This window comes from Yoonia sp. (assembly GCF_042093035.1).
Taxonomy (GTDB): domain Bacteria; phylum Pseudomonadota; class Alphaproteobacteria; order Rhodobacterales; family Rhodobacteraceae; genus Yoonia.
Window position 1 is genome coordinate 1 of sequence record NZ_JBELFI010000079.1, and the last position, 12,185, is coordinate 12,185.

The following is a 12,185-nucleotide window of genomic DNA, read 5'->3' on the forward strand; positions in this document are numbered from 1 at the left end:
GAAACGTCGCGATTGAGGTTCCCGCAGCAATTGACACGACCAATGTCTCACCATTGCCCAGTGCGCTGACATCCGGCAATGCGGCGGCCATCATCTGCGGTTTCACCGCAATGATCGCAATCGCGGGATTTTCAGGCAGACCGCCGTTGATGTGAACGCCCTGTTCGTTCAACCAGTCCGAAGGATTGGGATCAATCACGTAAACGGATGTTGGCGCCAAACCAGTGCGTAACCACCCCTCCAGCATTGCGGAGCCCATCTTGCCACACCCCAAAAGCACAAGCCCGCGCGCGGCAACGTCATTCATGTCCATGCAAACACCTCTCTTTTGTCACCGCAGAGGTTACGGAAACGGAGGGTGGGTTTAAACCCACCCTCCCTGATATTTATGCGCGCCCGTAAGCGCCACCAATCGCGACTTGCACAGCTTCTTGTGCCGTCCGGTCCGCCCAGGTGACGAGCTGGATTGCCGGGTAGTATTGTTCGCAAGCTGCAACGGCTGCATTTATCATCGTATCAATCTGATCCGGTCCTGCGACCTGATCCCCGCTCAACATCAAGCCATAACGATAAACCATCAGCTTTTGCTCATCCCACCATGTGAAGGCCCCTGCCCAGCAGCGGTCGTTGATGGTGTTCAATGTCTCATAAAGGGCCGGCATCCGGTCTTCGGGCGGCTCCATATCAAAGGTACAGATCAGACGGAGGGTTTCATCATAAGCGGACCAAGCCAGCGTGATTGAATAGGTGCGCCACTGGCCTTCAACGGCCATGGCGATCTGGTCGTTATGGATGCGGTCAAATTCCCACGCGTGGTATTCTGCGATGTGTTCCACCAGATCAATCGGGTGAAGGTCATCCGCCTCAAGGTAATGTTCGGACAATGCCATATGCTCGGCCTCACTGCGTTGGCGCATGGGTCATGGCAGTGCCCAAGCGCTAGGTGCCTGCTCTAGGGACGGTGTTGTTCACTTTCTATCCCTACTACATATCGTGGCCCGAAATGGCTGTAGCTGTAAAGCAATTTCTTGGGGATAAGCGCGAAAGCAATGCAGTTTCATGTGGATAAATCGCCGCAGAGGCACCAGCGACAGCCAGCCAATGAGTCGAGCTGAGGATGACCGCCGACACAAACATCTGTGCGAAATTTCAGGCCTGCCGTGCTTTGATGAAACGGGCCAAGGCCTGAGCCTGGGACAAATCGCAAAGTTGGTCACAGCGACAACAACTGTTTTCACATTTTGTTGCGCGCGGCGCGGTCATGGCGGGTGCAATTGCCCTCTGAATACGCGCTGGCATGAAAAAAATGGGTCACTTTTTCGTCACCCTTGGCCGATGCGCGGTATGTGAGATTTCAGATCGGCACATGCTATCTCGGCATGATCGCTCAGGATGATCTGCAAGCGCCGCTGGATCAACTGGAGGCGTTTTGGCGGTGTTCAGGTAATTGGTTTGGTCGCTTTCCGGGGGATGGTGATCGGGCAAGGCGGTCAGACAGACCTATGCTGGCGCCGTGAGTCAACCATCAGGGGGGCTTTGCCCGTGGCGCCAAATCAAGGAACGGCAGCACCGAACAACGACCAGCCCAGCGGCAACATCCGGGCGGCGATAGGGCTATTCATTCCTTGAAACGGCAGACAGAATGGCTCGCCTCAGGCGTCGCCTTTAAACTTCGCGATCACCTCATCAAGATCGATGCCAAGACTTTCGAGCATCGACAGATCAAAGCCTTTTTCTTCAATAAAAGCCTTCGCTGCCTCAATATCGAGATTTTCGAGCATTGCCGGATCAATCCCCAGCTCCTCCATCTTCGCCGCGATATCGAAGTCGCCGTTGGCCATCAGGCCAGCGGCTTTGCCCATCATGTCACCTAGTCCCATTGGATGATCCCTTTATCAGATTGGCCTGCGCCAGATTACTTTTTCGCTTCAAGTGCGGCCAGACGTGCGGCCAGTGCTTCATTTTCTTCGCGGGCCTTTTGCGCCATCGCACGCACGGCATCAAATTCTTCGCGTGTGACAAGATTACGCTCAGCAAGCCAGCGGTCCATCATGGAGGACATCGCTGACTGCGCCTCATCTTTTGCACCTTGGGCCACACCCATGGCATTGGTCATCAACTGGCTGAGGTCATCGAGAATCTTGTTGTTGCTTTGCATCGGTCTCTCCGTTTGCTTTGTCTTATATATGGGACTTCAGGGGCGCGCGGGCAACCCGCCTTTGGCTGGTTGACTTTCCCGCGCTGCGGGAGAAGGAATGGCCTTCTAAAAGACAAGGATTTACATCATGCTCGGAGCAATCCCCTTCCCCGACATCTCGCCGGAAATTTTTTCGTTCAGCATCGGCGGTTTCAACCTCGCGCTGCGATGGTACGCTTTGGGCTATATCGTCGGCATCGCGATCGGTTGGCAAATTATCAAATACGCATTGAAACGGCCAGACTTCTGGCGCAATGGGCCACCGATGAAGGTCGAACAACTTGAAGACCTGCTGACATATGTGGTTGTCGGCGTGATTGGCGGGGGGCGTTTGGGCTATGTGCTGTTCTATAAACCCGCAGATTTTCTGGCAGCGCCACTTGATGTTTTCAAGATCTGGGAAGGCGGTTTGTCCTTTCATGGTGGTTTCTTGGGCGTGGTCGCTGCGGTCTATATCTTCAGCCGTCGCCAAAAAGTGCCCCTGCCCGATCTGGCTGACATCATTGCGGTGTCAGCGACGCCTGCAATCTTTCTGGTCCGTATCGCCAATTTCATCAACGCAGAACTCTGGGGGCGACAAACGGATTTGCCTTGGGGTGTGATTTTCCCCGGTCAGGCGGCCCAATCCTGTGCAACGGCAACCGAGCCTTGCGTGCGCCACCCCTCCCAGCTTTATGAAGCCGGACTTGAAGGTCTGCTGCTTGGTCTCATCTTGATGCTGCTGGCATTTCGTTTCGGCGCCCTCAAGAAGCCGTGGCTGTTGTCCGGCGTCTTTTTCACGGGCTACGGCATTGCCCGGTTCGTCGTGGAATTTGTGCGCCAGCCGGACGCACAATTTGTCAGCGTCGGCAATGAGCTGGGTTTGGCGTTTCAAATTAACGGCTATGGTCTGACGATGGGGCAGACATTGACGCTGCCAATGATTCTCGTGGGGTTTGCGGTCGTTTTGTTTGCGCTGAGAAGATGACGGCTCTCGCTGATCTTCTTGTCGCGCAAATCGCGCGGACGGGACCGATGAGCGTTGCCGATTATATGACCGACTGCCTGATGCATCCGACCCATGGCTACTATGCCACCCGTGATCCCTTTGGCCAGAATGGGGACTTTATTACCGCGCCGGAAATCAGCCAGATGTTTGGCGAATTGCTCGGCCTGTCGGTGGCGCAGGCGTGGATGGATCAAGGACGCCCGGCGGCCATTTCCTTGGCAGAGCTTGGTCCGGGACGCGGAACGCTGATGGCTGATGCGTTGCGCGCTACCCAAGCGGTGCCGGGCTTTCATGCCGCGCTGACGGTCCACTTTGTCGAGGCCTCTGTCGTCCTGCGCCAAGCCCAGGTCAAAGCGGTCCCGAACGCCGTCTGGCATGACCGGATCGACAGCCTGCCGGAACGACCGCTTTATCTGATCGCCAATGAGTTTTTCGACGCATTGCCGATCCGTCAATTCCAACGCGATGGCGACGCCTGGCGCGAAAAGATGGTGGGGCAAGAGCAGGACCGTCTGCGTTTCGGGCTTTCCGCACCCGCCGCATTGGCGCAACTGGAAGGCCGGTTAGGCGATACCAAAGACGGTGATCTGGTGGAATACTGCCCGGCCCTGCCGCATATCATGCAGACCATTGGAGGCAGAATCGCGGCGCATGGTGGGGCCGCCCTGATCGTTGACTACGGCGACTGGGCCTCGCTTGGGGACACGCTGCAAGCGTTGCGCGCGCATGCGCATGTAGATCCGCTGAGCGCCCCGGGCGAGTGTGATCTCACTGCACATGTTGATTTTGCGGCTATTGCCGATCATTGCGGGCCCGCCAAATACACCCGTCTGACGCCGCAGGGTGTTTTCCTTGAGCGGCTCGGCATTACGGCACGTGCGAAAAGCCTTGCCAAAGCATTGAACGAACCTGCGCTTGAGACCCATGTCAAAGCACATCGACGCTTGACCCACCCTGCCGAAATGGGTGACCTTTTCAAGGTAATGGGGATCTACCCCACCGCCGCAACGCCACCAGCCGGACTAGAGCCGTGACCCTTGATCCTATTCAACATCCGCTTCTTGCAGACAGCCAACACGGGTTCTTCACCCGTAAGGGCGGAGCCTCTTCGGGGGTCTTTGAAGGGTTGAACTGTGGCTACGGCAGCTCGGATCAGAAAGATATCGTGCAAATCAACCGCGCGCGCGTGGCAAATGCCTTGGGCGTGGATTTGGCGCAACTGGCCGGCGTGCATCAAATCCATTCCGCCGATGCGGTGCCTGTCGATGGACCTGTCACTGACGCGCCCAAGGCCGATGCGATGGTCACAGCCACCAAAGGGATCGCACTTGGGATCCTGACGGCTGATTGCCAACCTGTTCTTTTTGCAGACCATCAGGCCGGTGTCATTGGCGCCGCACATGCAGGCTGGAAAGGTGCGCTGGACGGCGTTCTGGGGGCAACAGTGGCAGAGATGGAGCGGCTTGGTGCGCAGCGGGTGAATATTGTGGCAGTCATTGGTCCGACAATCAGCCAGCGCAACTACGAAGTCGGTCCCGAATTCCGCGACCAGTTTGTCGCCGCCGATCCCAGCTTTTCGCGCTTTTTCCTGCGGGGGCAGAAGGATCGCTTTCAGTTTGACCTGCCTGCATTTGGCCTGCACCAACTCGGGTCGCTCGGCTTGGAAAAGATCGCATGGACGGGTCACTGCACCTACGCCGATCCGGGGCGATTCTTTAGTTACCGGCGGTCGGTGCATCAAAAGGAAGCAGACTATGGCAGGCTCATTGCTGCTATCGCTCTTTAGGCCAACAATTAGGCAATCGCGCCCCATTTCGTTAACTATTCATTCTGTCTGAAGTGGCAAAAAGACATTTTTTGCGATCGATAACAGTGACTTAAATTTATTCCGTTGCGTAAAGACAAACAGTCTCATTTTTTCGAGACCCGTCAAACTATCGCCAGTTTGAACCGCCATCTTGGCTGCAAGGCTTTCAACAAAACAGAAGGCCCGCAAAAAAGAAGGTATCAACATGAACGACCGATGGCACAAAACAGTTGAGATCGCCGCAGAGGCGATCAAAACGCCTTTGCCGTGGACACGCGGCGCAATGCGTCAGGCGATGATCCAACGGCGCGTCGCGCGCGACAGTGAAGGCCGCGTTTTTGACGGGCAGGAGCAACAGCGCGCGTAGTCCATCCGTTCCTCGACGCAGAGCATGATCCACACTTTATATCAGATCATCCTGCGACCCCAAAAGGCCTATCCGACACCGTTGACGGAGGGCAAAGCGGACACCCGAGGCATGTTTTAAATAGTAACTTGGTTTCGGCCTGAAGTTGGTGCCAGACGCCAACGACACAAAGAGACCGCAAAGATAGGTAATCGCATGGAACAGATACGCCTGGCCACAATGAACGCTGATGTTCAGCCGGTCCCAAATCACAGACCATCCCAGTTTTCCGAACCCGCCCCCTCTGTCGCAGATGTGCCGGTTCGCAAGTATCACGTCATGTATCTGGATCAGGACGACGAATTGCGTGAAACCCACCGCATGGCGCGCGCTTTACCTGCATTTGAGCAGGCGTTCAATGTCGTCAAAGAAGGCGCCTTGGTCTCCACAGAGCACGGCATGGTCCCCATTGAAGATGTTATCCCCGGCGATCGTGTTCGGCTTGAAGATGGCACGCTTGAACCCGTCCAATGGCGGGGCAGCATGGTCGTCCACGCCGGGTCAGACGATGCCGCGCGCCCTGCTTTGGCAATGACACGATTTGCCGCCGATGCACTGGGCTTCAACCGTCCATCTCCCGATCTGGTGTTGGGTCAAGGTGCACGGATCAAACATCGTGCTGCCGGAATCCGCCGGGTCAGCGGCAGCGATGAGGCCTTCATTCCTGCCTCCGATTTTGTCGACGACAATGATGTGCTTAGCTTGCGGCCTGCGACCTCGTATAAGGTCTACCAACTTGGGCTAAAAGGCCAGCGCAGCTTGATGGTCAATGGGGTGGCGGTTGAATCGCTCCATCCCGGGACAGCATTTGATCTAGGGCTACGCGGAGCAACTTTGCGCGCCTACTTGGGCCTTTTTCCGCACAAGCGGTCCTTCGAAGACTTCGGCCTGCTTGAGGTGCCGCGCCTGCGCCTGCGCGACCTCGATCTACTGGATTAACGCATTTCGCGGGGTGATCTTCACGGATCGCCCCCAAAACCGGGTCAGCAACATGACGGCCGCGATCGCCAGGCCGATCACCAGTCCCAGCCACAGGCCCACGCCCCCCAACCCCACGGTAAACGCCAGAAAATAGCTGACAGGCAGGCCGATCACCCAATAGCTGATCGTCGCCATAACCATTGGCACCGTGGTGTCCTGAACGCCGCGCAAAAGCCCCAGTGCCAGCACTTGCAGCCCATCAACCAACTGAAACAGAGCGCCAACCATCAAGAAGCTCGCGCCCAACCGCAGGAGGGCTGCGCGCGCGGTCTCATCAGGATCAATAAACAGCCCGATGAGCGTTTCGGGCATTGCCAGAAACACTGCCGATGTCATCAACGCGTAAACTGCCGACATCCCGATCGCCGTGATACCGCCCCGCCGCAACGACAGTTCGTCACGGCGCCCCAGAGCACGCCCGGCCCGAACGGTCGCCGCCTGGCTAAAGCCGATATGCACCATGAAGGTCAGGCTCACCAATTGGATCGCCACCCCATGGGCTGCCAACGCCAGCGGGCCAATCCAACCCATCATCACCGCGGAAGCGCTAAAGAGGCCACTTTCGGCCAATGACGTCAGGCCGATGGGCCAACCGAGCCTGTAGACACGCTTCATCACCGCGCTGTCACTGCGCCAGAAATTCTTGAAAAGCTGAAACTGCGGCAGCACCCAAAGCACATAGATGACCAGAATGGCCACTGTCACCAGCGTCACCGCAAATGAGGCCATGGCTGCACCTCTGATCCCCATTTCCGGCGCGCCCCAATTGCCGAAGATCAGCGCATAGTTAACAAAACCATTCATTACCGCTGTCCCGATCGTCGCCCAGAGGATAATCGCCGTATGTTCCATCGCGGCCAAGAACGCCTTCAGCGTCATCACAATGAGCGCGGGCACCATCTGCCAGATCACGATCTGCAAATAGATATGCGCCAGATCAGCCACAGCCATATCCTGCCCCATCGCGATCAGGATATCTTCGGCCCAAAAGAACGGCACAGTGACGACCAGCGCATAGATGATCGACAGCCAAAGCCCCATCCGCGTCACCCGGCGCACTTGGGTGTTGTCGTTTTCTTCAACGGCGGCGGCGACCAAGGGCGTCACAGCCTGCGAAAAACCCGCACCGACGATGAAGATCGTGAAAAACACGGTCCCGGCAATTGTCGACGCTGCAAGTGCGGTCACATCATACCATCCCAGCATGACTGTATCGGTAATATAGATCGCAAATTGCGCCAGATTGCTCAGGATCAGGGGCATCCCCAATTTCCAGATTGCGCGACTATGGCCATGGTATGTTTGGGCAACCTGTTGCATGAGCACAGGCTTAGGGCCACGCGCTTACGGCGTAAAGGCAGATTAAAGCGCGCAAGGGACACAGAAGGGAATGCAGCCTACCGCCTCGTCTCTAAGCGGAGGGGTTTGGATGGTCAGGCAGGAGCCAGCCTTGATAGTGAACCATAAGCGCCCCTGTCAGCGGCGCGCGCAGCTCCACATCAAAGTGGAATTTGCCTTCGGATTCATATTCCCGCGCAATGCTGAGGGGCAGCAACCATTCGGGCAGTCTGATCGGCCCCAACCGGCCAGCGGTAACGGGATAAAGCAGCTCCGCGTTTTCGACGCGCAATCGAAGCGTGAATGTGAAAGGGGCAAAGCGCTCTGTCATCACCCCGTTAGTGACCTTTAGAAATGACCGAAAGCGTTTGTCGCCAAAGCGACGCTCCCACAATTCGCCCCCGTCTTGGGCGGACATACTGACGGTCACGGAAACCTTTTCCGCGGCAGGTGGGAACCCGAAGGCGGTGGCCAGCGCGCGCGACCACAGTGAGGTGCCGCGGATCACCGATGCCTCCCCCGCCATCCGCGATGTCCCGTTCACTGCATGTCCATTCTGGATGACGGCGGGCAAAGCTTCGAAGCTGCCGCCAAGGTAGGATTGAAAAAGTGCCGTGTTCATCGCTTTCGTTTGCCTTCGACCGGATCTATGTCCCCGGCCAGATGGGACGAAATCCGCGCTTGACCAGTGGTCGCTTCGTCGCAGACCCCTTAACCCAATATATCCCGCCACGAATGCTTCGGCGCAAAGCCCACCATTCGCTTGGCCTTATCATTGGCATAGAAGGTCTCATCTGGGCGCATTTGCCGTTTGACGGGCACGCCCTTGTAGAATTGCGCAATCACCTCATCGCTGGTCAGTGCGACAGACATATCATCGTTGGAGACGTTGAAGACCTCAAACCCCAGCCCATCCGTGCGCAGGCAACAATCTACCATATGCCCCAGATCGCGCGCATCGATATAGGCAAAGATATTGCGGCGGCGGCTTTCTGGATTGTCAATATATGCCGGGAAATCGCGTGCGTATTCATGGGGTTCAATAACATTGTTTATTCGCAAGCCATAGATATCAATGCCGCTGCGCGCCTGAAAAGAACGCCCCGTTGCCTCATTGCAGACCTTCGACATCGCATAGCTGTCGTGAGGCACCGTTGGGTGCTCTTCATCAATCGGTACATAATCGGGCTTCAACTCTCCGTCCGCGAAACAGACCGCATAAGTGGTTTCGGAGCTGGCAAAGATCACTTTGGGGATGCCGAGTTTCACGGCCGCTTCAATCACGTTGTAGGTGCTGAGCGTATTTTGACGAAAACATTCGCCATCGGTGCCGATCATCACACGCGGGACGGCGGCGAAATGGACGACCGCGTCGTATTTCGGCACGCCCGTGCCTGTTTCAAGCTCTGCGAAGTCGGCGAACTGCGACATCGCTCCAATGACCTGCCCTGCATCGCACAGGTCGATCAATAGCTCAGGCATATCCAGTCCTGACGCTACACGGTCCGCGTTTACCACATCATGCCCCTGATCCTGCAAATAGGCGATGGCATGTCTGCCGGCCTTGCCGCTGCCGCCTGTAAAGAAAACCCGCATATCGATCCCTTTCGTCTTTCGTTTGCCCTAGCGGACATCATCCTTGCGTTTGCGCGTAAAGACCATCTTTTGATCCAACAAATCGTCACGCGCGCCCATCCACGCGTAGGCCAGAAGCGCTGGTTCATTCATGCCAACAGTGATGCGGTGCAAATGTTCGGGCGGGTTGAAGATCATCGAACCGGGCACATAGACGCCTTGGTGGTTTTCCGACACCGCCCCCGACAGGCACACATAGCTTTCGGTGATCCCGCGATGCGCATGGGCGGGATAGGTGCAGCCAGGACCAAACAGGACGACGCCCAAGATGATATCTTCGGTCACGACCGGGCCCTGCGGCCCTGCGATTTCCGCATAGGCATAGCTGCCCACAAGACCTTTGGGGACTTTTTCATAGCCATATTGCCAAGACAAATCGGCCTGCACGGATTCAAAAGCACGGATCATCGGCCCCATCCTGTCCCCGCGGCCCTCATCCAGCGCTCGTTTGAGATGCGCTGTCACGGGTTTCGTCGCAGGCGGTTGCGTTTGGATCAACGGATTGGCCTTAAGGACACGTCCGATTGCCTCTCGTACATGGCGTTGGTGCGCGCGGATACGGGTGCTGCCGCCTGAGGGGAGATAGCGGTACAGCTCATAGTATTCCTGTAGCAGATAGCGCCAATCGGGGTGGTCGCGCAGGTGAGGTCTGGGGGCAAAGTCATCCGTCACGGTGCATTATCCTAAGATCGTTTGGCCTGTCTTGGCACAGGCCGCGCATCAGGCCAATAGCGATGATGTTATCAGCCTTCCCCCGCTGTCTTGGCTCTGGCATACTCGCGCCAACAAGAATTGAGGTGAGCAGCCCATGAGCAACGATCTATTGTCCGCAACAGGTCCCGACGACTACAACGCCGACAGCATCGAGGTGCTGGAAGGGCTTGAGCCGGTGCGCAAACGCCCTGGCATGTATATCGGCGGCACCGATGAACGCGCGTTGCACCATCTGGTGGCCGAGGTGCTTGATAATTCCATGGATGAGGCCGTGGCAGGTCACGCCAACCGAATCGAGGTGGAGCTTCATGCGGATTACGCCGTCACCATTAAGGACAACGGGCGCGGCATTCCAATTGACCCGCATCCCAAATTCCCGGAAAAGTCAGCGCTTGAAGTGATCCTCTGCACGCTGCACGCAGGCGGCAAATTTAGCGGCAAAGCCTATCAGACATCAGGTGGTTTGCACGGTGTCGGCGCCTCTGTCGTCAACGCCTTGTCCGATAGCATGGTGGTGCAGGTGGCACGGAACAAGGAAATCTACGAACAACGATTTTCGCGCGGGATCCCGCTGGGCAAGATCGCGAAGGTCGGTCAAGCAACCAACCGGCGCGGGACCACCGTTACTTTTCATGCAGACCCCGAAATCTTTGGCAGCCACCGCTTCAAACCGGCGCGGTTGTTCAAATCGATCCGGTCGAAGGCCTATCTCTTTTCTGGCGTTGAAATCCGCTGGAAGTCCGAAATCGACGACGGCGAAACCCCGACTGAGGCAACGTTTCACTTTCCGGGGGGGCTGTCAGACTACCTGAAAGAAACCCTTGGCACGGCCACGACCTACGCGGACAAACCCTTCGCAGGCACTGTCGATTTCAACGAAAAGTTCGGAGAGCCGGGAAAAGTCGAATGGGCGATCAACTGGACGCCGGTGCGCGACGGCTTCATCCAGTCCTATTGCAACACCGTGCCAACGCCCGAAGGCGGCACCCACGTCAGCGGTTTCTGGGCCGCTATCCTGAAAGGCATCAAGGCTTACGGCGAATTGTCCGGCAACAAAAAAGCCGGCCAGATCACCCGGGATGATCTGATGTCGGGGGGCTGCGCGCTGGTGTCGTGCTTTATCCGCGAACCGGCCTTTGTGGGACAAACCAAGGACCGGCTGTCAACCGAAGCGGCGGCCAAAATGACCGAAGGGGCCGTGCGCGACCACTTTGACAACTGGTTGGCGGCGGACACGAAATCGGCTGGTGCGATCCTCGATTTTCTGGTGCTGCGGGCGGAGGAACGGCTGCGCAGACGGCAAGAAAAAGAAACCGCGCGGAAGTCCGCAACCAAGAAGCTGCGGCTGCCCGGCAAGCTGACCGATTGTACGTCCAAGGACCGCGCGGGAACCGAGCTGTTCATCGTCGAGGGCGACAGCGCGGGCGGGTCCGGCAAAGGGGCGCGCAACCGAACCAATCAGGCGCTTTTGCCGCTGAAAGGGAAAATCCTGAACGTGCTGGGGGCGGCCTCCAACAAGCTGACATCGAACGCAGAAATCAACGACCTCTGCGAGGCATTGGGCGTCGGAATGGGTACGAAGTTCAACGTCGATGACCTGCGCTATGACAAGATCATCATCATGACGGACGCGGATGTGGACGGGGCGCATATCGCGTCGCTGCTGATGACATTCTTCTTCACGCAGATGCGGCCCCTGATCGACCAAGGGCACCTTTATTTGGCCTGCCCGCCGCTTTACCGCCTGACGCAAGGGGCCAAGCGGGTCTATGTGTCCGACGACGCAGAGAAAGACGCAGTTATGGCCAAGGGTCTGGGCGGCAAGGGAAAAATAGACCTGCAACGCTTTAAAGGCCTGGGAGAGATGGACGCCAAGGACCTGAAAGAAACAACAATGGACCCCGCGACACGCAAACTGATCCGCGTGACCGTGCATGACGAAGAGCCGGGGGATACGGCAGATTTGGTCGAACGCCTGATGGGGAAGAAACCGGAGTTGCGGTTCCAGTATATTCAGGAGAACGCGCGGTTTGTGGAGGAGTTGGATGTTTGAGTGGCGAACTCCATAATCCGCCACCAAACACTGCTTTAAAGCTAAGCTGCTTTATCTAATTTATCG

At 57.0% G+C, this 12,185-nt stretch carries 14 protein-coding genes; 6 read left to right on the forward strand and 8 right to left on the reverse strand.

Annotation, left to right across the window (positions count from 1 at the left end; genetic code table 11):
• From ACFDSS_RS10335 to ACFDSS_RS10350, 4 genes are all read right to left on the reverse strand, one after another.
• Positions 1–313: NAD(P)-binding domain-containing protein (locus tag ACFDSS_RS10335; RefSeq protein WP_375255665.1), on the reverse strand; the 313-nt coding region annotated here is incomplete at its 3' end.
• 73 nt (positions 314–386) lie between these two features.
• Positions 387–890 carry a YbjN domain-containing protein gene (locus tag ACFDSS_RS10340; protein ID WP_375255678.1) on the reverse strand — a complete coding sequence of 168 codons (504 nt, stop codon included), beginning with the start codon at positions 888–890 and terminating at the stop codon, positions 387–389.
• Positions 891–1,652: 762 nt separating this feature from the next.
• Positions 1,653–1,880 (reverse strand): hypothetical protein, encoded by a 228-nt coding sequence (locus ACFDSS_RS10345; protein ID WP_375255666.1) that lies wholly within the window; start codon positions 1,878–1,880, stop codon positions 1,653–1,655.
• 35 nt (positions 1,881–1,915) lie between these two features.
• Positions 1,916–2,158 (reverse strand): accessory factor UbiK family protein, encoded by a 243-nt coding sequence (locus ACFDSS_RS10350; RefSeq protein ID WP_375255667.1) that lies wholly within the window; start codon positions 2,156–2,158, stop codon positions 1,916–1,918.
• 127 nt (positions 2,159–2,285) lie between these two features.
• On the opposite strand from ACFDSS_RS10350, the gene lgt reads away from it, so the two are divergent.
• From lgt to ACFDSS_RS10375, 5 genes are all read left to right on the forward strand, one after another.
• Entirely contained in the window at positions 2,286–3,164 is an 879-nt protein-coding gene (gene lgt / locus ACFDSS_RS10355; RefSeq protein WP_375255668.1) for a prolipoprotein diacylglyceryl transferase, read from the forward strand.
• Positions 3,161–4,219 carry a class I SAM-dependent methyltransferase gene (locus ACFDSS_RS10360; protein ID WP_375255669.1) on the forward strand — a complete coding sequence of 353 codons (1,059 nt, stop codon included), beginning with the start codon at positions 3,161–3,163 and terminating at the stop codon, positions 4,217–4,219. The genes lgt and ACFDSS_RS10360 overlap by 4 nt, the downstream gene beginning before the upstream one ends.
• Positions 4,216–4,971 (forward strand): peptidoglycan editing factor PgeF, encoded by a 756-nt coding sequence (pgeF, locus tag ACFDSS_RS10365; RefSeq protein WP_375255670.1) that lies wholly within the window; start codon positions 4,216–4,218, stop codon positions 4,969–4,971. The genes ACFDSS_RS10360 and pgeF overlap by 4 nt, the downstream gene beginning before the upstream one ends.
• Positions 4,972–5,197: 226 nt before the next feature.
• On the forward strand, positions 5,198–5,359 hold the full coding sequence (locus ACFDSS_RS10370; RefSeq protein ID WP_375255671.1) for a hypothetical protein: 162 nt from the start codon (positions 5,198–5,200) through the stop codon (positions 5,357–5,359).
• A gap of 195 nt (positions 5,360–5,554) precedes the next feature.
• Positions 5,555–6,337 (forward strand): Hint domain-containing protein, encoded by a 783-nt coding sequence (locus tag ACFDSS_RS10375; protein ID WP_375255672.1) that lies wholly within the window; start codon positions 5,555–5,557, stop codon positions 6,335–6,337.
• Here ACFDSS_RS10375 and ACFDSS_RS10380 read toward each other — a convergent pair.
• From ACFDSS_RS10380 to ACFDSS_RS10395, 4 genes are all read right to left on the reverse strand, one after another.
• Positions 6,326–7,699, reverse strand: a complete 1,374-nt coding sequence (locus tag ACFDSS_RS10380) for an MATE family efflux transporter (RefSeq protein ID WP_375255673.1) — start codon at positions 7,697–7,699, stop codon at positions 6,326–6,328. The genes ACFDSS_RS10375 and ACFDSS_RS10380 overlap by 12 nt on opposite strands.
• A 91-nt stretch (positions 7,700–7,790) precedes the next feature.
• Positions 7,791–8,339 carry a DUF4166 domain-containing protein gene (locus ACFDSS_RS10385; RefSeq protein WP_375255674.1) on the reverse strand — a complete coding sequence of 183 codons (549 nt, stop codon included), beginning with the start codon at positions 8,337–8,339 and terminating at the stop codon, positions 7,791–7,793.
• Positions 8,340–8,428: 89 nt separating this feature from the next.
• Complete coding sequence (locus tag ACFDSS_RS10390) at positions 8,429–9,313, reverse strand: NAD-dependent epimerase/dehydratase family protein (protein WP_375255675.1); 885 nt, start codon at positions 9,311–9,313, stop codon at positions 8,429–8,431.
• Between the two features lie 27 nt (positions 9,314–9,340).
• Positions 9,341–10,024: a dimethylsulfonioproprionate lyase family protein gene (locus ACFDSS_RS10395; RefSeq protein WP_375255676.1), complete on the reverse strand. Its 684-nt coding sequence runs from the start codon at positions 10,022–10,024 to the stop codon at positions 9,341–9,343.
• A gap of 136 nt (positions 10,025–10,160) precedes the next feature.
• Here ACFDSS_RS10395 and parE point away from each other — a divergent pair, with 136 nt between their 5' ends.
• Positions 10,161–12,119, forward strand: a complete 1,959-nt coding sequence (gene parE, locus ACFDSS_RS10400) for a DNA topoisomerase IV subunit B (RefSeq protein ID WP_375255677.1) — start codon at positions 10,161–10,163, stop codon at positions 12,117–12,119.
• The last annotated feature ends 66 nt before the right edge of the window (positions 12,120–12,185 follow it).

What these genes read in the sequence shown, in the direction of transcription:
- ACFDSS_RS10340 (WP_375255678.1), bottom strand. Translation starts at nt 890, where the DNA reads ATGGCATTGTCCGAACATTACCTTGAGGCGGATGACCTTCACCCGATT.
- ACFDSS_RS10345 (WP_375255666.1), bottom strand. Translation starts at nt 1,880, where the DNA reads ATGGGACTAGGTGACATGATGGGCAAAGCCGCTGGCCTGATGGCCAAC.
- ACFDSS_RS10350 (WP_375255667.1), bottom strand. Translation starts at nt 2,158, where the DNA reads ATGCAAAGCAACAACAAGATTCTCGATGACCTCAGCCAGTTGATGACC.
- lgt (WP_375255668.1), top strand. Translation starts at nt 2,286, where the DNA reads ATGCTCGGAGCAATCCCCTTCCCCGACATCTCGCCGGAAATTTTTTCG.
- ACFDSS_RS10360 (WP_375255669.1), top strand. Translation starts at nt 3,161, where the DNA reads ATGACGGCTCTCGCTGATCTTCTTGTCGCGCAAATCGCGCGGACGGGA.
- ACFDSS_RS10370 (WP_375255671.1), top strand. Translation starts at nt 5,198, where the DNA reads ATGAACGACCGATGGCACAAAACAGTTGAGATCGCCGCAGAGGCGATC.
- ACFDSS_RS10375 (WP_375255672.1), top strand. Translation starts at nt 5,555, where the DNA reads ATGGAACAGATACGCCTGGCCACAATGAACGCTGATGTTCAGCCGGTC.
- ACFDSS_RS10380 (WP_375255673.1), bottom strand. Translation starts at nt 7,699, where the DNA reads ATGCAACAGGTTGCCCAAACATACCATGGCCATAGTCGCGCAATCTGG.
- ACFDSS_RS10385 (WP_375255674.1), bottom strand. Translation starts at nt 8,339, where the DNA reads ATGAACACGGCACTTTTTCAATCCTACCTTGGCGGCAGCTTCGAAGCT.
- ACFDSS_RS10390 (WP_375255675.1), bottom strand. Translation starts at nt 9,313, where the DNA reads ATGCGGGTTTTCTTTACAGGCGGCAGCGGCAAGGCCGGCAGACATGCC.
- parE (WP_375255677.1), top strand. Translation starts at nt 10,161, where the DNA reads ATGAGCAACGATCTATTGTCCGCAACAGGTCCCGACGACTACAACGCC.